The sequence below is a fragment of the Polynucleobacter antarcticus genome (genome assembly GCF_013307245.1).
GTDB classification, from domain to species: domain Bacteria; phylum Pseudomonadota; class Gammaproteobacteria; order Burkholderiales; family Burkholderiaceae; genus Polynucleobacter; species Polynucleobacter antarcticus.
The window spans coordinates 1,818,133-1,838,367 of the sequence record NZ_CP028941.1 but is presented as its reverse complement, the minus strand read 5'-3'; the positions used below and the strand labels follow the sequence as shown (position 1 = coordinate 1,838,367).

Annotated in this window: 20 protein-coding genes; 9 read left to right on the top strand and 11 right to left on the bottom strand. The window is 47.6% G+C overall.

Annotated elements, in window-relative coordinates:
* Positions 1-33 precede the first annotated feature (33 nt).
* Positions 34-1,086 carry a phosphoribosylformylglycinamidine cyclo-ligase gene (purM, locus tag DCO16_RS09535; RefSeq protein ID WP_173943421.1) on the top strand — a complete coding sequence of 351 codons (1,053 nt, stop codon included), beginning with the start codon at positions 34-36 and terminating at the stop codon, positions 1,084-1,086.
* On the opposite strand, the gene miaA is transcribed toward purM, so the two are convergent.
* The 3 genes from miaA to murJ all read right to left on the bottom strand — a co-directional run bounded on the left by miaA (position 1,079) and on the right by murJ (position 4,559).
* Positions 1,079-2,083, bottom strand: a complete 1,005-nt coding sequence (gene miaA, locus DCO16_RS09530; protein ID WP_173943420.1) for a tRNA (adenosine(37)-N6)-dimethylallyltransferase MiaA — start codon at positions 2,081-2,083, stop codon at positions 1,079-1,081. The two genes, purM and miaA, sit on opposite strands and share 8 nt — an antisense overlap.
* Before the next feature lie 74 nt (positions 2,084-2,157).
* Positions 2,158-3,000 (bottom strand): SirB1 family protein, encoded by an 843-nt coding sequence (locus DCO16_RS09525; protein WP_173943419.1) that lies wholly within the window; start codon positions 2,998-3,000, stop codon positions 2,158-2,160.
* 5 nt (positions 3,001-3,005) lie between these two features.
* Complete coding sequence (murJ, locus tag DCO16_RS09520; protein WP_173943418.1) at positions 3,006-4,559, bottom strand: murein biosynthesis integral membrane protein MurJ; 1,554 nt, start codon at positions 4,557-4,559, stop codon at positions 3,006-3,008.
* Positions 4,560-4,712: 153 nt separating this feature from the next.
* On the opposite strand from murJ, the gene rpsT reads away from it, so the two are divergent.
* Entirely contained in the window at positions 4,713-4,979 is a 267-nt protein-coding gene (gene rpsT / locus DCO16_RS09515) for a 30S ribosomal protein S20 (RefSeq protein ID WP_173943417.1), read from the top strand.
* A 79-nt stretch (positions 4,980-5,058) separates the two neighbouring features.
* Here rpsT and DCO16_RS09510 read toward each other — a convergent pair whose 3' ends face one another.
* Entirely contained in the window at positions 5,059-5,367 is a 309-nt protein-coding gene (locus tag DCO16_RS09510) for a DUF3579 domain-containing protein (protein WP_173943416.1), read from the bottom strand.
* Between the two features lie 151 nt (positions 5,368-5,518).
* On the opposite strand from DCO16_RS09510, the gene argF reads away from it, so the two are divergent.
* From argF to ppnP, 3 genes are read left to right on the top strand one after another with little or no spacing between them, the layout of a single operon-like run.
* Complete coding sequence (argF, locus tag DCO16_RS09505) at positions 5,519-6,466, top strand: ornithine carbamoyltransferase (RefSeq protein ID WP_254598136.1); 948 nt, start codon at positions 5,519-5,521, stop codon at positions 6,464-6,466.
* A gap of 24 nt (positions 6,467-6,490) precedes the next feature.
* Positions 6,491-7,723, top strand: a complete 1,233-nt coding sequence (locus DCO16_RS09500) for an argininosuccinate synthase (RefSeq protein WP_173943414.1) — start codon at positions 6,491-6,493, stop codon at positions 7,721-7,723.
* A gap of 60 nt (positions 7,724-7,783) precedes the next feature.
* Positions 7,784-8,089, top strand: coding sequence for a pyrimidine/purine nucleoside phosphorylase (gene ppnP / locus DCO16_RS09495; protein ID WP_173943413.1), 306 nt, complete (start codon positions 7,784-7,786; stop codon positions 8,087-8,089).
* 70 nt (positions 8,090-8,159) lie between these two features.
* Here ppnP and DCO16_RS09490 read toward each other — a convergent pair whose 3' ends face one another.
* Positions 8,160-8,624 carry a DUF192 domain-containing protein gene (locus tag DCO16_RS09490; RefSeq protein ID WP_254598037.1) on the bottom strand — a complete coding sequence of 155 codons (465 nt, stop codon included), beginning with the start codon at positions 8,622-8,624 and terminating at the stop codon, positions 8,160-8,162.
* A gap of 71 nt (positions 8,625-8,695) precedes the next feature.
* A complete protein-coding gene (locus tag DCO16_RS09485) occupies positions 8,696-8,899 on the bottom strand; it encodes a cold-shock protein (RefSeq protein ID WP_096672093.1) in 204 nt (67 codons plus the stop codon).
* 275 nt (positions 8,900-9,174) lie between these two features.
* On the opposite strand from DCO16_RS09485, the gene clpS reads away from it, so the two are divergent.
* The gene (gene clpS / locus DCO16_RS09480; protein WP_173943859.1) at positions 9,175-9,531 is read left to right on the top strand and encodes an ATP-dependent Clp protease adapter ClpS; all 357 of its coding nucleotides are present in this window, start codon (positions 9,175-9,177) and stop codon (positions 9,529-9,531) included.
* Entirely contained in the window at positions 9,528-11,834 is a 2,307-nt protein-coding gene (gene clpA / locus DCO16_RS09475) for an ATP-dependent Clp protease ATP-binding subunit ClpA (RefSeq protein WP_173943412.1), read from the top strand. Before clpS ends, clpA begins: the two co-directional genes overlap by 4 nt.
* Positions 11,835-11,913: 79 nt before the next feature.
* Here the strand turns inward: clpA and dut are convergent, their stop codons facing one another.
* Genes dut through DCO16_RS09450 form a run of 5 tightly spaced genes read right to left on the bottom strand, consistent with a single transcriptional unit; the run spans position 11,914 to position 17,920 of the window.
* Complete coding sequence (dut, locus tag DCO16_RS09470; protein WP_173943411.1) at positions 11,914-12,363, bottom strand: dUTP diphosphatase; 450 nt, start codon at positions 12,361-12,363, stop codon at positions 11,914-11,916.
* Between the two features lie 18 nt (positions 12,364-12,381).
* On the bottom strand, positions 12,382-13,593 hold the full coding sequence (gene coaBC / locus DCO16_RS09465; protein ID WP_173943410.1) for a bifunctional phosphopantothenoylcysteine decarboxylase/phosphopantothenate--cysteine ligase CoaBC: 1,212 nt from the start codon (positions 13,591-13,593) through the stop codon (positions 12,382-12,384).
* A 9-nt stretch (positions 13,594-13,602) separates the two neighbouring features.
* Positions 13,603-14,091 (bottom strand): signal peptidase II, encoded by a 489-nt coding sequence (gene lspA / locus DCO16_RS09460; protein ID WP_173943409.1) that lies wholly within the window; start codon positions 14,089-14,091, stop codon positions 13,603-13,605.
* A 12-nt stretch (positions 14,092-14,103) separates the two neighbouring features.
* Positions 14,104-16,995 carry an isoleucine--tRNA ligase gene (gene ileS, locus DCO16_RS09455; protein WP_415836228.1) on the bottom strand — a complete coding sequence of 964 codons (2,892 nt, stop codon included), beginning with the start codon at positions 16,993-16,995 and terminating at the stop codon, positions 14,104-14,106.
* Positions 16,970-17,920, bottom strand: a complete 951-nt coding sequence (locus DCO16_RS09450; protein ID WP_173943407.1) for a bifunctional riboflavin kinase/FAD synthetase — start codon at positions 17,918-17,920, stop codon at positions 16,970-16,972. The genes ileS and DCO16_RS09450 overlap by 26 nt, the downstream gene beginning before the upstream one ends.
* 61 nt (positions 17,921-17,981) lie before the next feature.
* Between DCO16_RS09450 and purN the strand changes: the two genes are divergently transcribed.
* Positions 17,982-18,611 (top strand): phosphoribosylglycinamide formyltransferase, encoded by a 630-nt coding sequence (gene purN / locus DCO16_RS09445; RefSeq protein WP_173943406.1) that lies wholly within the window; start codon positions 17,982-17,984, stop codon positions 18,609-18,611.
* Positions 18,608-20,218, top strand: coding sequence for an RsmB/NOP family class I SAM-dependent RNA methyltransferase (locus DCO16_RS09440; protein WP_173943405.1), 1,611 nt, complete (start codon positions 18,608-18,610; stop codon positions 20,216-20,218). Before purN ends, DCO16_RS09440 begins: the two co-directional genes overlap by 4 nt.
* Positions 20,219-20,235: the final 17 nt, after the last annotated feature.

The window sequence follows — 20,235 nt, the reverse complement described above, 5'->3', positions numbered from 1 at the left end:
AGCTACGTTTTTGACTAATCTTCTATCTCCACCATGACTTCATCTACTGATTCTTCCTCCCAAGGCCTTTCCTACCGCGACGCAGGCGTCGATATTGATGCTGGAGATGCCTTGGTAGATCGCATTAAGCCTCTGGCTAAGAAAACCATGCGTGAGGGTGTATTGGCTGGCATTGGGGGCTTTGGAGCGCTATTTGAGGTGCCTAAACGCTACAAAGAGCCAGTCTTGGTTGCTGGTACAGATGGTGTGGGCACAAAGCTCAGGCTGGCTTTTGAGTGGAATCGCCACGATACGATTGGTCAAGACTTGGTAGCCATGAGTGTGAACGATATTTTGGTGCAGGGCGCCGAACCCCTCTTCTTCTTGGATTACTTTGCCTGTGGCAAGTTAACTATCGATACGGCGGCCACTGTCGTCGGTGGCATTGCTAAGGGCTGTGAGCTTTCGGGTTGCGCCCTCATCGGCGGTGAAACAGCAGAAATGCCTGGCATGTATCCTCCGGGCGAATATGATTTGGCCGGTTTTGCGGTAGGTGCTGTTGAAAAATCTAAAATTATTACTGGGGCAACGATCGCTCCGGGCGATGTGGTGGTAGCCATTGGTTCTAGCGGTGCACATTCGAATGGGTACTCGCTGGTTCGGAAAATTATTGAACGCGCTGGTGCTAAGCCAAGTGATGACTTAGGCGGCCGCTCTTTAGGGGATGTCGTGATGGCACCTACAGAAATTTATGTCAAGCCACTACTCAAACTCATCTCTGAGATCAACGTCAAAGGCATGGCGCATATTACTGGCGGCGGATTAGTAGATAACGTACCCCGTGTTCTTCCAGAAAATACTCAAGCTATCTTGCATCGGGATAGCTGGCAAATGCCTGAGCTCTTTCGCTGGTTGCAAATGAAGGGCGGCGTTGCAGATGCAGAGATGGTTCGCGTCTTCAACTGCGGTATTGGTATGGTGGTCATAGTGTCCTCTGATCAAGCTGACACGGCGATCACCTCATTAAAAGCTCAGGGCCTAAATGCTTGGGTTGTGGGTGAAGTAGTCGAGCGTCCAACGGGTGCACCGCAAACCATCGTTATTTAATTAAACTTTGCTTGCAATGCTCTAGTGCCGCCTTCAATTCATCGGAGTTGAAGGGATCAAAGGTTTTTCTGCCCGCAATTGCGCGCAGCCAAGTAAGCTGTCTTTTGCCTAGTTGTCTAGTGGCAGCTAAGGACTTGTAGCGCATTTGTTCGAGATCTATTTCTCCGGACAAATATTCCCAGACTTGTCGATAGCCTACTGATCGAATAGCTGGCAGATCAGCATGGAGATTGGTATTGGCGCGCAATGTTTTTACTTCGTCGATAAAGCCGCTCTGAAGCATGGCATCAAAACGGATTTCTACATTTTGATGAAGCCGAGCCCGATCACTTGGTTCCAGAGAAACGAGATTAATCCACTCTGGAATTGCTGACCCCTCTCTGCCATCCTCGCTCGGTGCATCCCTCAGAAAAGTCGACATAGCTTGGCCCGTAATCTCATATACCTCTAAAGCCCTTTGCACCCGCTGAGAATCATTGGGCTGCAAGCGAGCGGCAGTAATCGGATCTACTTTTGTGAGTTCCGCATGCATTGCTGGCCAGCCCACACTCTTTCCTTGTGCATCTAAATGAGCACGAATATCTGGGTTGGCTGGCGGTAATGCAGAAAGACCATAGGCCCAAGCGCGCCAATACAGCATGGTGCCACCAACTATGATCGGAATGTTTCCGCGAGCACGAATTTCGGTACACAGTCGCTGAGCATCATGGGCAAAGCGTGCCGCAGAATACGATTCGGTAGGCTCCAAGATATCAATCAAGTGATGCGGCACTAAGGATTGTTCCGCTTTGCTAGGTTTTGCACTGCCAATATCCAACCCGCGATACACCAATGCGGAGTCCATACTAATAATTTCGATCGTCAAGCCAATCGATTGGGCATGCTCTGCCAAAGACATGGCGATCTGGGTTTTGCCTGCGCCTGTGGGGCCAACAATACATAAGATGGGTGGCTGATCCAAGACATGCGTAGGCTGAATGTGAGGTTCAGTGGGCATTGCTCATTATACGAATGAAAAGCAGATGGCAGTAGGACTACTGCAGGAGTGAAGCTAAGTAAAGGGAAGTTGGCTTAATGCAACTTAGTTTGGCTCTCGAGGGTTACGATGTGCTCACGAATATCAGTCGCATCCTCTGCGCCCGGCATCTCGCTTAGGTAGCGATGCAAATCGGCGATAGCAGGACGGACATATTCTAATTGGGCAAAGATAAGGCCGCGATCACGAACTTCTTCTACTGCCTCTGGTAGCAAAATAACAATGCGCTCTTGTATTCCCAATAAGCGCTCCCAACGCTCGTTCTCTGAGTAAATCATTTTCAGATTTCTTAAAAAACGCGAGAGAATTTCTCGGGAGTTCGATGCGCGTAAGAAAATATTTAGAGGCAGACTCAGATCACCACGGTAGCCCTTAGCATCTAGATAGGGATCTAGCATTTCTTGAAGTTGATTCTTAGAAAGCGATTCACCATTCAAGGGGTCCATGATCACTTCACCTTGTTGTAAGGAAATCCGCATCATGAAGTGGTTAGGAAAAGATACTCCACGAATGTTTAAACCAATTTGCTGCCCTAACTCCATCATCAGAATTGCCAAAGAAATCGGAATACCACGCCGGCTCTCAATCATTTGATGAAGATAAGAGTTCTCTGGTGCATAGAAATCATTGGCATTTGGCCCGAAGCGTAACTCTTGATAAAAGAAATGCTTTAAGAGTTGTAAGCGCTGCATCGGTGGTGTGTCTGGAGTAATACGTGATTTCAGTTTCTTGCCCCATTGATCCATTTGGTCCAATACACCTTGTACATCCAAATCTGGGTAGGCATGCTGGGCCACTGCCACTGCTGCTTCAGTCAGCGGGAAGTGTTCATCTTCGGCAACCAGGGAAGTGAAATAATCAAGTTGTTGTGTTGGCATATATGCTATTTTGCATGACGCAGAAATTTTTGCCAGCGGACGCCAACCAGGGTGAGGGCTGCAAAGTAAGTGATCGCTGCGGCAGTGAGCCACGCAGCCAATAGCCCAATCCTGAGCCAAGGACTTGCTTGAAGCTCAATCCAATGATGTAGACCAGCTGCGTAATACAGCAATAGTGAAAAAGGAATCAAGGCAAGCAGAAGTTGGCCGCAATACTTTAGCCATGCAGAACGGGGGAGTGCCCCTAATCTATGTAGGCCTACCCAAAGCAGCGTCGCATTTAGGCAAGCGCCAGCCCCAATCGAGAGGGCAAGGCCAGCATGCCCTAGCCAAGGAACAAAAATGAGATTAGCTAACTGAGTAGCAACTAAAACAAGCAAACCAATTTTTACAGGGGTGCGAATATTTTGCCGAGAGTAAAAACCGGGGGCTAATATCTTCACCAAAATCAGCCCAATTAATCCAACGCCATAGGCAGCCAAAGCACGTTGCGTCATCAGCACATCTAAGGCATTAAATTTTCCATAGTGATACAGCACGGCTGCAATCGGCTCGCCGAAAATAAATAGGGCGATTGCGCAAGGCGCAGCAAGTAAGAAGGTGAGGCGCAACCCCCAGATTAGTAGTTCGCCGGCTTGCACCAAATCATTTTTAGCATTGGCCTTACTCAAACTGGGAAGGAGGACGGTACCGATAGCGACCCCTAAGAGGGCAGTCGGAAATTCCATTAGGCGGTCTGCATAAGAGAGCCAAGAAACACTGCCTGTTTGTAAGCGTGAAGCAATATTGGTATTAATCAGCAGTGAAATTTGGGCAACGGACACGGCAAAAACTGCGGGCCCCATCAGCTTTAAAACGCGCATAGCATCTGGATTTTGAAATGCTGCCTTGATTGCGCTAGGTATTAGTCCAACATGGGGTAAGAGGCCCAGGCGACTGAGTGCTGGAACTTGAATAGCGAGCTGCAGTACGCCACCTACAAGAACCCCAATACTCAGAGCATAAATGGGCTGATCAAGGTAGGGCGCTAAAAATAGGGCACTAGCAATTAAGGCTAAATTGAGTAAAACCGGGGTAAAAGCAGGTATCGCAAAGCGTCCAAATGTATTGAGAATGCCTGCAGACAGCGAAACCATCGAAATCAGGCCAATATAAGGAAACATAATGCGGGTCATCACAACGCTGGCGTCATAGGCAGCGCTGCCCTGAAAGCCCGTAGCAATCACCAGAATCAGCAGGGGCGCCCCAATGACGCCCAGCAGTACCGTAAGGAGTAAAGCCCAAAATAAGAGTGTAGCAACAGCATCAACTAGGGTTTTGGACCGCTGGGTATCGCCTTGAGTAGTGATTTCACCCAAAATAGGCACAAATGCTTGAGAAAATGCGCCTTCAGCAAACAGGCGACGCAGTAAATTCGGCAGCCTAAAGGCAACATTAAAGGCATCAGTCCACTCTGAGGCCCCGAAACTACGGGCAATCAGGGTCTCCCGAAGGAGTCCCGTAATACGAGACACCATTGTGAGGGAACTGACCTTAGCGGCAGCAGAAAGCAGATTCATAGGCCAATTTTCCCCTATTTATCAAGCGACTGGGCTTTTTTAGTCCTTTACTGTAAAATCTTGGGTTTTGGTGAGTCAGCTTACAAAGCTGGTGAGCTCTAGCAGGTTTTTAGTTAATCGTATTTTGTAATTTATATAGAACAAGGTTTAAAGATGGCCAATACCGCACAAGCGCGTAAACGCGCACGGCAGGCAGTAAAACAGAATGAGCACAATTCCAGTTTGCGTTCCAAGCTTCGCACTTCTATCAAGGCAGTTCGCAAAGCCATTGAAGCGGGTGATCAGGCTGCTGCAGCTAAAGTGTTTGTAGCAACACAATCCACAATCGACAAGATCGCGGATAAAAAGATCGCTCATAAAAATACTGCAGCTCGTCAGAAGTCACGCTTGTCTGCAGCGATTAAGGCAATGGCAGCGTAAGACGTTTCAGTTTTAGGCAGGCTTAGAATAATCTGAGTCTAAGCCCGCTCCTTATCAGAGCGGGTTTTTGTTTTTAAGATTAGGTTTGTGTTTTGGGTTGGAATTCGCAAGCTTCTTCAATTGGCAGACTATTGTCTTTGGCAAAGCTCATGACAAAGTCGAGCGCTCTTGGGTCGAGTTCCCCTAGTCTGGTATCAACCACAACGCATTTCACCTGTGCAATGAGAACTGGCCTGACGTAAGGCGAGTAAGTGAAGCGGGGATCCCCAGTGTCACCTGGTGGGCGAAAGCTAGCCATTACTCCGCAAAGTCGTTCAGCCCAGTCACTGGGGCGAAAAGGTTTGCCAGAAGTTGTAATGCCTTGAATGAAAAGCTTTTTAGGGGTCAAATTGGCGTAGGAATCGATATAAGGAAAAGGTGTTCTCGGAGCGTAAGCTTAACAGCCTGGGAAGACCTTCAAATGATTTTTGTAACTATCTTTGTGCAATACGAAGTCCAAAAAAACCATGCAAGCTAAAACGTTAGTAGAAAGCTCAACAATGACATCTTTGGCAAAGCCCCAAGTGCCCGGCCAGGTAAAGCATTATTTGCAGTTTGCAGATCTGACACGTGAAGAATACGACTATCTTCTCAAACGCTCTGCGTGGCTGAAGACCAAATTCAAGAGCTACGAGACCTGGCACCCATTGCATGACCGTACCTTAGCGATGATCTTTGAGAAGCATTCGACGCGTACTCGCCTGTCCTTTGAGGCAGGCGTACACCAGCTTGGTGGCCATGCCGTCTATCTGAACACACGTGACACCCAGTTAGGCCGTGGTGAGCCTGTAGAGGATGCTGCGCAGGTGATTTCACGTATGACCGACATCATTATGATTCGTACATTTGGCCAAGACATCATTGAGCGCTTTGCAGCGCATTCTCGCGTACCTGTGATCAATGGCTTAACGAATGAATACCATCCTTGCCAAGTACTGGCCGATATCTTCACCTATGTAGAGGCACGTGGTCCCATTCAAGGTAAAACAGTAGCCTGGGTGGGCGATGCAAATAATATGGCTTACACCTGGATACAGGCAGCCGAATGTTTAGATTTTCAGTTTCGTTTTTCTGCACCAGAGGGTTATCAACTAGATCACTCCAGATTGACGACTGGGGCACTCAAGCACTTAACCATTTGTTCTGATCCCAAAGAGGCATGTAAAGACGCACATCTCGTATCAACTGATGTTTGGACCAGTATGGGTTATGAGGATGAAAATGCCTTACGTATGAACGCTTTTAAGGATTGGATGGTTTCCCCTGAATTGATGGCCTTGGCACAACCGGATGCTTTGTTTATGCATTGCTTGCCTGCGCATCGTGGTGAAGAAGTTGCTGCTGCAGTACTAGATGGCCCCCAGAGCGTTGTATGGGAAGAAGCAGAAAATCGCTTGCATGTCCAAAAGGCTTTAATGGAATACTTGCTGTGTGGTCGTTTAGATTAATTTATTTTTGATTGAATAGAAATCATGTCTGATATTAAAAAAGTAGTGCTCGCTTATTCCGGTGGTCTTGATACCAGTGTGATCTTAAAGTGGCTGCAAGATACTTATCAATGCGAAATCGTGACCTTTACGGCTGACTTAGGTCAAGGTGAAGAGCTTGAGCCAGCTCGTGCAAAAGCGCTACAGTTTGGCATCAAGCCAGAAAATATTTTTATTGATGACTTACGCGAAGAGTTTGTACGTGATTTTGTATTTCCGATGTTTCGTGCAAATACGATTTATGAGGGCGAGTATTTATTAGGCACCTCCATTGCGCGCCCATTAATTGCAAAGCGTCAAATTGAGATCGCTCGGCAGACCGGTGCTGAGGCTGTATCGCACGGAGCTACTGGCAAAGGAAACGATCAAGTACGCTTTGAGTTAGGTTACTACGCACTCGAGCCAGGAATTAAAGTCATCGCACCATGGCGTGAATGGGATTTACTGTCTCGTGAAAAGCTGATGGCCTATGCAGAGAAGCACGGTATTCCGGTAGAGATGAAGCACAAGCAGGGTGGATCTCCTTATTCTATGGATGCCAACCTCTTACACATTAGCTATGAAGGCCGTCATTTAGAAAACCCGAATGCTGAGGCTGAAGAGTCGATGTGGCGCTGGACGGTTTCTCCTGAGAAAGCCCCTGATGCGGCAGAGATTATTGAAATTGAGTTTCGTGCAGGCGACCCTGTAGCCATCAATGGCAAAGCCTACAAGCCGCATGACTTATTGGCTGAGCTGAACCGAATTGGCGGCATGCATGGCATTGGCCGTTTAGATCTCGTGGAGAACCGCTTTGTTGGTATGAAGAGCCGCGGTTGTTATGAAACACCTGGCGGCACCATTTTATTGAAGGCGCATCGCGGTATCGAGAGTATTACTTTAGATCGTGAAGTAGCGCATCTCAAGGATGACTTGATGCCTCGCTATGCCAGCATGATTTATAACGGCTTGTGGTGGGCGCCAGAGCGCATCGCTTTGCAAACACTGATTGATCATACGCAGCAGATGGTCAATGGCGTAGTGCGCTTGAAGCTTTATAAGGGCTCTGTATCCGTGATCTCTCGTGACTCAGCAAATACCTTGTTTGATATGACCATTGCTACATTTGATGATGATGGCGGCGCTTATAACCAGGCTGACGCCGGTGGTTTTATCAAGCTCAACGCCTTACGTATGCGTATTGCGGAAACTGCAAGACGTAAACGCACTAAAAAGTAATGTAGTCAGTCGATAACGGTAATCACTAAATAACCACTGATTTGATAAGAAAGAATGCAGATGCAATTTGATCAAGTATCCGTAGGAAAAAAAGCCAATGTATTTTTTGATGGTAAATGCGTATCGCATACCGTCACTATGCCCAATGGTGTGCGTAAGTCGGTTGGCGTGGTATTGCCAAGTACCTTACGTTTTGATTTAAGCGTTAAAGAAATCATGGAAGTAGTGGACGGCAATGCATTTGTCAGCATTAATGGCGCTCCTGAAGTGGAATTTAAAGCTGGTCAAAGTTGGGAAGTCGAAAAGGGCGGGTATTTCATCATCCGCGCTGAGTCACCAGTGCACTATGTTTGCCACTTTGAGTAAATAAATCCTTCAGAGTAAAGATAAAACGCAGACTGAGGTCTGCGTTTTTTTGTCTTCAGTATTGTTGGACCTACTTCCTAGGCAAGCCCTGAATGACCGTGCCGGGAACAATCACCCGTTCAGAGAACCACTGCTTGTTCATCTCGAGGGCATAGCGCACCGCTGCTTTAGGGCAGTGATTATTGGTGGTGTTGGCTTGCATCTCTTCAATATTCACAATCTTGCCGTCATCAGCAATAAAAGCAATCGATAAAGGAATCTTAGTGTTGTTCATCCAGAAGCAATGGCCTGCTTTTTGCTCAAAGATAAAGAGCATGCCTGCATTGGTAGTCATGCTGGTGCGATTCATGAGACCGACTTCACGGGCTTTAGGGGTATCGGCCAATTCTGCTTGAATGCGATAGATACCAGCTTTGAGTTCAATGATAGGTAAGTCAATATTTTGCTGGGCAAATACCACCGCTGAAAAGAACAGGCTGCTGACTGCTAGCAGAATAGATTTAATGTGGCGTGATTGCATAAATAAATAAGTCATAAATAAATAAATTGCAGACGAAAAAAAACCCAGGAACAAGTCCTGGGTTTCTCATAATGATTTACAGACGATCAAGCACCTTGGATATTGGTAGCTTGCTTGCCTTTAGGTCCTTGGGTAATGTCAAACGTTACCTTTTGGTTTTCCTTGAGTGTTTTAAACCCTGGCATTGTGATCGCGCTGAAATGCGCGAACAACTCTTCTTCACCATCATCAGGTTTGATAAAGCCAAAACCTTTTGCATCATTGAACCACTTTACAATTCCGGTCGCCATGCGAACTCCATTACATAATCTTAAAACAACCGTGATGAGGGTGAATACTTTTTAATCAGTCTCGCTCTACAACACGCCTAAATAGGGCATCAAATTCACCCTACACCTTGATTGTTTGCCCTTTATGGTGGGGTGTCAAGGGGTCTAGTGAAGATAGTTCGGGTTGAGCCCCCCTTTTTATAAGGAAAAATGCCCCAATATGTCTTTAATAGGCATTTATTGATGGTTTTTTGCAACAAGGGCTTTAAATCCCCGTTTAGATATCTGTGTTTAGAATGCTTCTTATGAGTCGTACAACGAAAACCCCTACGGTTAGTAGCCCTAATAACCCCCACATTGAAGACACGATTCTTCTCGAGAAGCAAGCCGAGAAAGTAAAAACACCTTCCATGTATAAAGTTTTACTATTGAATGACGATTACACCCCTATGGAGTTTGTGGTGATGGTAATTCAAGAGTATTTTAAGAAGGACCATGAGACGGCAACACGCATCATGTTGCAGGTTCATTTGGTTGGTAAAGGCGTTTGCGGTATTTTCACGCGGGACGTTGCGGCAACGAAAGTGCATCAAGTTGTTGAACTATCCCGTGAAGCGGGTCACCCATTACAGTGCACTATGGAGGAAGCATGATTGCCCAAGAATTAGAAGTGAGTTTGCATATGGCGTTTGTGGACGCGAGAGCCTCGCGCCATGAGTTCATTACGGTAGAGCATTTGCTAGCATCGCTGCTAGATAACGCTACAGCAGTGGAGGTCCTCAAAGCCTGCGCGGTGAATATCGCCGAACTTCGCACACAACTGAAAAATTTTATTAATGACAATACGCCTGTGGTGCCAGGCAATGATGAAGTAGATACTCAACCTACTCTAGGTTTCCAGCGCGTAATCCAGCGTGCCATCATGCACGTGCAGTCCACCTCCAGCGGCAAGAAAGAAGTGACGGGCGCCAATGTGCTAGTTGCCATCTTTGGTGAAAAAGATTCGCATGCAGTGTACTTTCTGCAGCAGCAGGGTGTTACTCGTTTAGATGTAGTCAATTTCATTAGCCACGGTGTACGTAAAGATCAGACCGAGAATGCTAAGCCCGCAGATGCAACGCCTGAGACCGAAGAGGCCGCAGCTGGTGGTAAAGAAAGCCCACTTGAGCAATACACCCAGAATCTCAACCTGATGGCTAAGCAAGGCAAGATTGATCCGCTGATTGGTCGCGAGAGCGAAGTGGAGCGGGTGATTCAGATACTTTGCCGTCGGCGTAAAAATAATCCCTTACTCGTTGGTGAGGCAGGTGTAGGAAAGACAGCGATTGCTGAAGGCTTGGCATGGCGCATTGTGCAAAAAGATGTCCCAGATATTTTGGCCGAAGCAACGGTCTATTCACTGGATATGGGCGCACTATTGGCAGGTACTAAATATCGTGGTGACTTTGAGCAGCGCTTAAAAGGGGTCTTGAAGTCATTAAAAGATAATCCCAATGGCGTCTTGTTCATCGATGAGATCCATACTTTAATTGGTGCAGGTGCTGCCTCAGGCGGCACCTTAGACGCGAGTAATTTGCTCAAGCCTGCGCTTTCAAATGGTCAGCTCAAATGTATTGGTGCAACTACCTTTACGGAGTACCGGGGAATTTTTGAAAAAGATGCTGCTTTATCGCGGCGCTTTCAGAAGGTCGATGTCGTTGAGCCTACCGTAGATCAAACTGTGCAAATTCTGCGCGGTTTGAAGTCCCGCTTTGAAGAGCACCACAGTGTTAAATACGCTTCAGCTGCTTTAGTGGCTGCTGCCGAGCTGTCATCACGCTACATCAATGATCGGCATTTGCCGGATAAGGCGATTGATGTGATTGATGAGGCGGGTGCTGCACAACGCATCTTGCCAAAGTCTAAGCAGAAAAAAACCATTGGTCGACAAGAGATTGAAGAGATTGTTGCCAAGATTGCACGTATACCGCCACAGTCAGTCTCAATAGATGACCGCAGTAAGCTGCAAACTTTAGATCGCGATATTAAGAGCGTGGTATTTGGTCAAGATCCCGCCATTGAGGTCTTAGCCAGTGCCATTAAAATGACGCGTGCTGGTTTAGGTAAGGTAGATAGGCCGATTGGTTCATTCTTATTCTCCGGTCCTACAGGGGTTGGCAAGACGGAAGTTGCTAAGCAATTAGCCTACATTCTAGGCATTGACCTATTGCGTTTTGATATGTCTGAGTACATGGAGCGTCATGCGGTGAGCCGTTTGATTGGTGCTCCTCCAGGCTATGTGGGTTTTGATCAAGGCGGCCTACTCACTGAGGGTGTCAATAAGAAGCCGCATTGTGTGCTCTTGCTTGATGAGATAGAAAAAGCCCACCCCGACATCTTCAATATTCTGTTGCAAGTCATGGATCACGGCACGCTTACGGATAACAACGGTCGGAAGACGGATTTCCGAAATGTAATCATCATCATGACAACCAATGCAGGTGCTGAAGCGATGCAGAAATCTATCATCGGATTCACTAATGCACGTGAGTCTGGTGATGAAATGGCAGACATTAAGAAGTTCTTCACGCCGGAGTTCCGCAATCGTTTAGATGCGATCGTTTCCTTCAAGGCATTGGATGAATCTGTGATCATGCGGGTAGCTGATAAGTTCTTGATGCAGCTTGAAGAGCAGTTGCATGAAAAGAAAGTGGATGCCACATTTAGCCCAGCACTGCGTGCACATTTAGCAAAGCATGGCTTTGATCCATTAATGGGCGCAAGACCAATGCAGCGCATCATTCAAGATACTGTTCGTAAAGCGCTTGCTGATGAACTGCTTTTTGGACGATTGGCACAAGGCGGACATGTTGCGGTAGATATTGATGCAGACGGTAAAGTGCAATTAGAGTTCGATGCCCCCGCACCAGTAGGTAAGGCACCGAAGATCAAACCAGCGCCTGTTGAGGAAACCTAATTCGTTCCTCAGTAGTCTGTGAGTGTATCCACGTTAAAAAAGCACCCGCGGGTGCTTTTTTAATTGGTGATTTGTATTCTTAGCCACGCCCGGTACTTCCAAAGCCACCTGTTCCTCGACTACTTTCACTGAATTCTTCTACTACCTTGAGCTCCACCTGAATAATGGGCATGACGACCAATTGCGCTAAACGTTCCATCGGCTCGAGCTTGAAGGAAGCGCTTCCGCGATTCCAGGTGCTCACCATTAACTGACCTTGGTAATCGGAGTCTATGAGTCCTACTAGGTTGCCCAGCACAATGCCATGCTTGTGGCCAAGGCCAGAACGCGGCAGGATGAAGGCTGCATAGCGAGGATCTTCAACATAAATTGCCAACCCAGTCGGAACTAGTACCGTTTGGCCCGGAGCAATGTCGATAACCTCATCAATACATGCCCGTAAATCTAAGCCTGCACTGCCAGGTGTGCCATAAGCAGGCAACTGAGTACGCATGCGTTCATCGAGAATTTTGACCTGAAGTGATTGCATCGTATTTCCTAAGGCAAGTTAAATTTTCTTGGCGACGAGTTGAATGAGTTGGCGTGCAAGTTGTAGCTTTTCAGCTTGAGGCATTTTCTTATTGCCATTCTCATCTATGACGAGTAATTGATTGAGATCACTATCAAAAGTATTTGGCGCAATATTGCCCACAATCATGGGGATACCCTTACGCTTGCGCTTCTCTTGTGCATGAGCCTGTAAGTCGGTAGATTCGGCTGCAAAACCAACGCAGTAGGGATAGGGTTTCCCGGCCTTGGTTTTAACTGTTTTTGCAACATCTAACAAAATATCTGGGTTCGCTGTGAACTCTAGTGCGGGCGCCTGATTACCTTGACGCTTTATCTTTTCTTTTGCAGGTTTTGTAATAGCCCAATCTGCGACTGCCGCAACGGCGAAGAAGATATCGTAATCATGCTCTTTGAGGGTTGCTGCATGCATTTCTTTAGCGCTGACTACATCGGTGCGAATAATGTTGCCAGTGGCTGCAAGCGGTGTCACTAAATCACAGGGGCCTGCTATTAAATGGACCTGAGCACCAGCCTCTATTGCGGCGCGGGCGATTGCAAAGCCCATCTTGCCAGAACTGCGATTCGTAATACCGCGGACAGGATCTATTGCTTCAAAAGTAGGGCCAGCAGTAATCAATACTCTTTTACCCGCTAAGATTTTTTTCTGAAAGAAAGCAATCAATTGCTCGGTAATTTCTGCGGGCTCCAGCATGCGGCCAAAACCGACTTCACCACAAGCCTGAACACCACTTGCTGGGCCTAACACTGCAACGCCATCCGTTAAGAGGCGCTGCGCACTTCTTTGCGTAGCGGCATGCTCCCACATTTGTTTGTTCATTGCTGGAGAAAGTAGGAGTGGGCAATCTCTCGCAAGGCAGAGCGTTGTGAGTAAGTCATCCGCTAGGCCTAAAGATAATTTAGCCATGAGGTCTGCACTAGTGGGAGCAATCAAAATTGCATCAGCAGATCTGGATAGTTCAATATGCGCCATGTTATTCGGAATACTGCTATCCCACTGGCTGGTATAAACCGGATTGCCCGTCAGTGCTTGCATGGTGACAGGCGTCACAAACTGCTGAGCAGCTTGTGTCATGACCACTTGAACACTCGCCCCCTCTTGGATTAAAAGGCGCGCTAGCTCAGCCGACTTATAGGCTGCAATACCACCAGAGATGCCGAGAATGATTTTTTTCTTCAGAAGTGATTGCATGGCGCCAGCTTAACGGGATTGGGTGGATTTGCCAAATGATCGGCGTAGCTCACCCCAAATAATGAGGGCAGCCCCAATGCAGATAGCGCTATCGGCAATATTAAATGCTGGCCAGTGCCAATTGGCGTAATGCAGATCGATAAAGTCGACAACAGCTCCATACATGATGCGATCGAGTACATTACCGATGGCACCACCCAGAATGAGGCTTAAGGCCCAGCACAGTAGCTTGTCGCCTTGACTCGTTTTGAGAAGCCAGATGATGTAGGTCGATGCACCAAGCCCCAGAATAGTAAAGAACCAGCGTTGCCAACCAGAGCTATCTGCCAAGAATGAAAATGCTGCTCCAGGATTAAACAGTAAGCGCCAGTTTAGGAAAGGCAATACTTCCTGAGGGACCCCCAGTTGCAAATTGCTTAATGCAGACCACTTGGTCAGCTGGTCAAGCAAAAGCACGATCACGGCAATGGCTAGGCAGCGTAAGAAAGACAGTCTCATGATGCTATTGCCTTAGGCAAACAGGCGAACTTCGCCATTACCGAAGAGATTGCTGATACAGCGACCACATAATTCTGGATGCTCAGCATGAGCACCAACATCTTGGGTATGGTGCCAGCAACGACCACATTTCTTATATTGACTGCCACGTACAAGTACTCCTAAACCATCCTTGGAGAGTTCAATATTGGCACTCGAGGTGATGGTGACAAAGCGGAGGTCATCTTCAAGGGAGTGAAGAATAGCAAAATCGGTATCTCCCAATTTGATGGTGAGTTCAGCTTGCAAGGATGAGCCCACATGGCCGGCTTCACGCTCAAGTTCAATAGCTTTAGTGACTTCAGAGCGGATTTCCCGAATGCGATTCCATTTGTCAAGGAGTTCTGTAGCGTGTGTGATTTCTGGGAAAGTGCCAAACGCCTCCATGAAGATCGATTCAGTAGCTTGTGAATCGGAATTATCTTTTGTGCCATGCGGTAATGCGTGCCAAGCTTCTTCTGCAGTAAAGGACAGAAAGGGTGCAATCCATTTCAGTAGATTGCGGGTGATGTGGAACAGCGCATTTTGTGCTGCACGACGCTCTTTAGAATCTGGTGCGCTGGTATACAGGCGATCTTTGAGAATGTCTAAGTAAAAGCCCCCCAGATCCTCTGAACAGAAGCCCAGCATCTTCACTACTGCGGGTTGGAATTCATAAACTTGGTAATGGGCTTGTATTTCATCTTGCAATTGACTGGCAAGAGCGACTGCATAGCGATCAATCTCGAGCCATTCACTTGTAGGCATCGCATGTTTGCTGGGATCAAAGTCAGACAAGTTTGCCAACAAGAAACGCAAGGTATTACGAATGCGACGATAGCTTTCAGTAACCCGCTTGAGAATCTCATCTGAGATCGTCATCTCGCTGGAGTAATCCGTAGAAGCAACCCAGAGGCGAATAATTTCTGCACCTAACTTATCAGCAACTTGTTGGGGGGCTACCACGTTACCTACCGACTTACTCATCTTGCGGCCTTGGCCATCGACAGTAAAACCATGGGTCAGCAGTGCCTTATAAGGCGGCTTGCCATCCAGCATGGCACCTGTAAGTAAAGAAGAGTGGAACCAGCCACGATGTTGATCTGACCCCTCTAAATATAAATCTGCTAAGCGACCATCTCTTGATTCGAATTCAGGACGATAGAGTTGATCACGATGGGATCCACGAATCACATGCCAGTGCGTCGTTCCAGAATCGAACCACACATCGAGGGTGTCGCGATTCTTTTCATATTGTGCGGCTTCATCACCCAGTAGCTCAGAGACTTCTAGCTTCTGCCAAGCCTCAATACCTTCTTTTTCAACCCGCTTTGCGATTTCTTCTAGCAGCTCAACTGTGCGTGGATGGGGTTCACCGCTTTCTTTATGGACAAAGAACGCCATAGGGACGCCCCATTGGCGCTGCCGTGACAAAGTCCAATCAGGACGATTGGCAATCATGCTGTGTAAGCGTTGCTTACCCCAAGCAGGGAAGAATTCCGTAGCCTCGATGCCTGCTAAAGCGGTGTTGCGTAAGCTGTCTTTACCATCCGATGGTTTTTTATCCATGCTGGCAAACCATTGCGAGGTAGCGCGATAAATAATCGGCGACTTATGGCGCCAGCAATGCATGTAGGAGTGGGTATAGGTCTGATCTCTTAGTAAGCTGCCCGCTGTGCGCATGGCTTCCACAATCTTCGGATTGGCTTTCCAGATATATTCATTGGCGAATAAAGGCAGCCAAGAGGCATAGACCCCATTGCCCATGACGGGATTAAGAATATCTTTGTCAGCGAGCTTATTGGCTTTACAAGACTTAAAGTCTTCCTCGCCATAAGCCGGAGCAGAGTGCACCACACCGGTACCGGTATCGAGCGTGACATACTCAGCTGGGTAGATAGGGGACAGACGTTTATAGCCATCATCTAAAGAAGCGAGGGGATGCCAAAAACTGATATTCGCTAATTGCTGACCAATACAAGTCGCGATCACCTTGCCTTGAAGACCGTAATCCGTCAAACACGTTTCAACTCGGTCTTGAGCCAGGATCAATAATTGATCACCTGTATCCACTAGGGCATAAGTCAGCTCTGGGTGCACATTGAGTGCTTGGTTTGCAGGAATAGTCCAAGGGGTCGTAGTCCAGATCACGATCATTCCAGGCTTTGCTGGGAGCTCAGAAATTCCGAATGCTTTGGCAAGCTGCGGTCGTTGTGCGTCATCAAATGCAAAGCCAACATCCACGGTTGGATCAGTCTTATCTTGGTATTCCACTTCAGCCTCGGCTAGGGCAGAACCACAATCGAAACACCAGTTCACTGGCTTCAAACCGCGAAAGACGTAACCCTTCTCCCAGATCTTCCCAAGCGCACGAATTTCATCGGCCTCATTGCGAAAGTTCATAGTGAGGTAAGGGTGATTCCAATCACCTAAAACACCTAAGCGCTCAAAATCTTTCTTTTGCTTGTCGATCTGGACTTGAGCATAGGCTCGCGCCTTGGCTTGTACTTCTGCAGTTGGTAAATTTTTACCGAACTGTTTCTCAATCTGAATCTCAATAGGCATACCGTGGCAATCCCAGCCGGGCACATAGACAGCGTCAAAGCCCATCAGCCAGCGGGACTTCACAATCATGTCTTTGAGAATTTTATTGACCGCATGTCCAATATGAATATCCCCGTTTGCATAGGGAGGCCCATCATGCAAAATGAATTTGGGTTGATGGGCATGTGCTGCACGAATCTTTTCGTAGAGTCTATTTTTCTGCCACTGCGCAACCCATTGCGGTTCGCGCTTGGGCAAATCTCCCCGCATCGGAAAAGATGTCTCTAAAAGATTGACGGGGTATGAATTTTCTTTTTCAGACATAAGCTTTTTTCTGGAAATAATTTCTGGCATGCGCTGCATCAGATGCAATCGCTGTAGTAAGGGTTTCGAGGTCAGGATATTTTGCCTCGTCCCGAATTTTTTCTAAGAGTTCGACAGTGATTACTTTTCCGTAGACATCGGCATCGTAATCAAAAATATGCGTCTCTAGCAATACACGACCTTCATCCTCCACAGTAGGCCTTACACCAAGACTGGCAACCGCAGGTAATGGCTTGTCACCTAAGCCTAGTACCTGTGCTGTGAAGATGCCGCTCGTTGCAGGCTTGCGGTGATGTAAATGATTGGCGACCGCTAAGTTCAAAGTGGGGAAGCCTAAGGTGCGACCTAATTTTTGTCCGTGGATTACATGACCAGAGATACCGTAGGGGCGCCCTAGTAATTTAGTGACTTGATCCATCTGACCATTTGCTAATGCTTCACGCAGTGCTGAGCTTGAGATGCGGTTGCCATTATCTGCAATGGTTTGAATACTAGACACTTCAAACCCATATTTTTTACCAGCTTCTTGGAGGCTTGAAAAATTACCTGCGCGTTTTGCGCCATAGCAAAAGTCATCACCGATCAAAATCCATTTCGCATGCAGACGCTTCACAATGATTTCAGAAACAAATTCATCGGGAGTGAGGCGAGCAAATGCCGCATTGAAATGCTCAACCACCACGCGATCGATTCCCACATCTGCAAATGCAGCAAGCTTGTCTCGTAAGTTCAGAATACGGGGCGGCGCTTGCTCTGCGGAAAAGAATTCCTTAGGGTGAGGCTCAAATGTCATGACGCAACTCACTAACCCTCTGGCCTGGGCACCTTCCTTAAGGTCTTTGAGCAGGGCGCGATGTCCCCTGTGCACGCCATCGAAATTACCGATGCTTAAGGCACAAGCGGGTCCTGCAGAAAAGGAGGTTGGGCCTCGGAATACGTTCACTTCACACTCATTTACAGTTCACTTAGTCGCTTTCAGGGTAGCCATCAATTATATTGTGGGCATGCCTTCTATCGTCACCTTAATCTCTGGCCGCGGATCGAATTTCGAGGCCATCGTCAAAATAGCCCAAAAAGAGCACTGGCCAGTCACGTTTACAGGCCTGATTGCAAACCATGCAGGCGCTAAAGGCCTTGATTTTGCTCGCTCCCAGGGTATTCCTGCGTTTGCCATTGAGCATCGGGAGCATGCTACCCGAGAGTCCTTTGATACTGCTTTAATTCAGAAAATCGATGAATTAGGAGCTGATTTAGTTGTTCTAGCGGGGTTTATGAGAATTCTGACCCCAGCATTTATTCGCCATTTTGAAGGGCGACTGATTAATATCCACCCTGCCTTACTCCCAGCCTTCCCGGGTTTGCATACTCATGAGCGTGCTTTAGAGGCTAAAGCGAAGGAGCACGGGGCTACCGTCCATTTCGTTACTGAAGGCGTGGATGAGGGGCCGATCATTTGTCAGGCTTCCGTTCCAGTCCTTGCGGGGGATGATGCGGATACTCTAGCGGCCCGTGTTTTAGGGGCTGAGCATCAGATTTACCCGCGGGCCGTAAAATGGTTTCTTGATGGACGATTGCGAATAGTAGGTAATCAAGTTCAGATTCAACCCCCGGAGTCGCAATTAATAAAACTATGAGTAAAGAACGTCCATCCCGAAGTGCTAGTGCCAGCCCTACATCCCGATCTAAAGCCGGACCTCGCCTAGCTACACAAAAAAGTGCACAAAAAAGTTACGCAACAAAAAATAAAGATCCTTTACGTCGTCCAGAGCGTCGCAATGCCAGCGGCAACATCATTGCTCCTGAAGGACAAAAAAACTTTTCTAATGCAAAAGCTTTGCCGCAACATGCGATTCATTTAGAGCGCTTACTGCCAGAGTTGCTGACCTTTGATCAGCCTGCAGATCGTGTAGTGAGTCGTTATTTTAGGGCTGAGCCGCAACTTGGTAATCGTGATCGTGCCTTAATTGCGGAGAGTGCTTTCGCGATCTTGCGCCGTAAAAATGAGTTCTCCCAATTTGCTGTGAGTGGTGAAGGCTCACAAGCAAGACGACTAGCCCTATTGGGTTTGCTGTCGGCTTTGACAGAGGGAGGTCTAGGCTCTGCTAATCGTGCAGAGAGTGGCATTGCTGATTTAGCGCATGTCCTCAAGACTGGTGAATATGAGTGGCTGCAACGTTTTGCCACGATTGATTCAAGCACTCTCAATCCTTTAGTGCGCAATAACTTACCCGAATGGTTATGGGATGCTTTTGGAAAATACCCTGGAGAAGAGACCCGAGAGGCATTAGCCAAATCACTTATGCATCCAGCGCTATTGGATTTGCGTGCCAACACCATGAAAACTACCCGCGAGCAGTTGATGGTGGAGATGAATGCTTTAGGCGGTCGCTATCAAGCAATTCCCACTCCTTATGCCCCAGATGGTTTAAGGATTATGGGTAAGCCCGCTTTGCAAAACACGGTGGCTTTTAAGTCGGGAATGTTTGAAGTTCAGGATGAGGGCAGTCAGTTGTTGGCCTACCTCCTTGCACCCAAACGTGGCGAGATGGTGGTAGATTTTTGTGCTGGTGCTGGTGGTAAGACTTTAGCCATTGGAGCGATCATGCGCTCCACAGGGCGTTTGTATGCACTCGATACATCAGAGCGTCGCTTAGCTAATTTAAAGCCTAGGCAAGCCCGTAGCGGCCTGTCTAATGTGCATCCCGTGTGGATTGATAGTGAAAACGATTCGAAGATTAAGCGCCTTGCCGGCAAAATTGATCGGGTACTCGTTGATGCCCCTTGTACTGGCATGGGAACCTTACGCCGTAATCCCGATCTGAAATGGCGTCAAACACCTACGGGCGTTCTAGAGTTAAATCAGAAGCAGATGAATATCTTGGCTTCAGCCAGCCGTTTATTAAAGCCGGGTGGCCGCTTGGTCTACGCCACTTGCAGTCTTTTGCCGCAAGAGAATCAACAGATTGCCGAAGACTTTTTGGCTAAACATCCGGAATTTGAAGCAGTTCCCGCGGCAGAGGCACTCAAGCCCCTGTTCCCGAAAGAAGCCCTACCTCTAGGTTGCAGCCTCGATAACCCATGGTGGCAGCTATGGCCTCATATTCATGGGACAGATGGCTTCTTCGGGGCAGTCTTTCAAAAGAAGGCAGCCACCTCTCCTGTACTAGAAGCTAGTGCGAATAAAGCCCCTCTAAAAGACGGTAATGTCAAACCCAAGAAAGCCAGTAAAGCTCTAAAATAAAGGTTTACCTCTTTAGG

Coding starts and splice junctions, on each gene's coding strand:
- purM (WP_173943421.1), top strand. CDS start 34: ATGACTTCATCTACTGATTCTTCCTCCCAAGGCCTTTCCTACCGCGAC.
- miaA (WP_173943420.1), bottom strand. CDS start 2,083: ATGCCCACTGAACCTCACATTCAGCCTACGCATGTCTTGGATCAGCCA.
- DCO16_RS09525 (WP_173943419.1), bottom strand. CDS start 3,000: ATGCCAACACAACAACTTGATTATTTCACTTCCCTGGTTGCCGAAGAT.
- murJ (WP_173943418.1), bottom strand. CDS start 4,559: ATGAATCTGCTTTCTGCTGCCGCTAAGGTCAGTTCCCTCACAATGGTG.
- rpsT (WP_173943417.1), top strand. CDS start 4,713: ATGGCCAATACCGCACAAGCGCGTAAACGCGCACGGCAGGCAGTAAAA.
- argF (WP_254598136.1), top strand. CDS start 5,519: ATGACATCTTTGGCAAAGCCCCAAGTGCCCGGCCAGGTAAAGCATTAT.
- DCO16_RS09500 (WP_173943414.1), top strand. CDS start 6,491: ATGTCTGATATTAAAAAAGTAGTGCTCGCTTATTCCGGTGGTCTTGAT.
- ppnP (WP_173943413.1), top strand. CDS start 7,784: ATGCAATTTGATCAAGTATCCGTAGGAAAAAAAGCCAATGTATTTTTT.
- DCO16_RS09490 (WP_254598037.1), bottom strand. CDS start 8,624: ATGACTTATTTATTTATGCAATCACGCCACATTAAATCTATTCTGCTA.
- DCO16_RS09485 (WP_096672093.1), bottom strand. CDS start 8,899: ATGGCGACCGGAATTGTAAAGTGGTTCAATGATGCAAAAGGTTTTGGC.
- clpS (WP_173943859.1), top strand. CDS start 9,175: ATGCTTCTTATGAGTCGTACAACGAAAACCCCTACGGTTAGTAGCCCT.
- clpA (WP_173943412.1), top strand. CDS start 9,528: ATGATTGCCCAAGAATTAGAAGTGAGTTTGCATATGGCGTTTGTGGAC.
- dut (WP_173943411.1), bottom strand. CDS start 12,363: ATGCAATCACTTCAGGTCAAAATTCTCGATGAACGCATGCGTACTCAG.
- coaBC (WP_173943410.1), bottom strand. CDS start 13,593: ATGCAATCACTTCTGAAGAAAAAAATCATTCTCGGCATCTCTGGTGGT.
- lspA (WP_173943409.1), bottom strand. CDS start 14,091: ATGAGACTGTCTTTCTTACGCTGCCTAGCCATTGCCGTGATCGTGCTT.
- purN (WP_173943406.1), top strand. CDS start 17,982: ATGCCTTCTATCGTCACCTTAATCTCTGGCCGCGGATCGAATTTCGAG.
- DCO16_RS09440 (WP_173943405.1), top strand. CDS start 18,608: ATGAGTAAAGAACGTCCATCCCGAAGTGCTAGTGCCAGCCCTACATCC.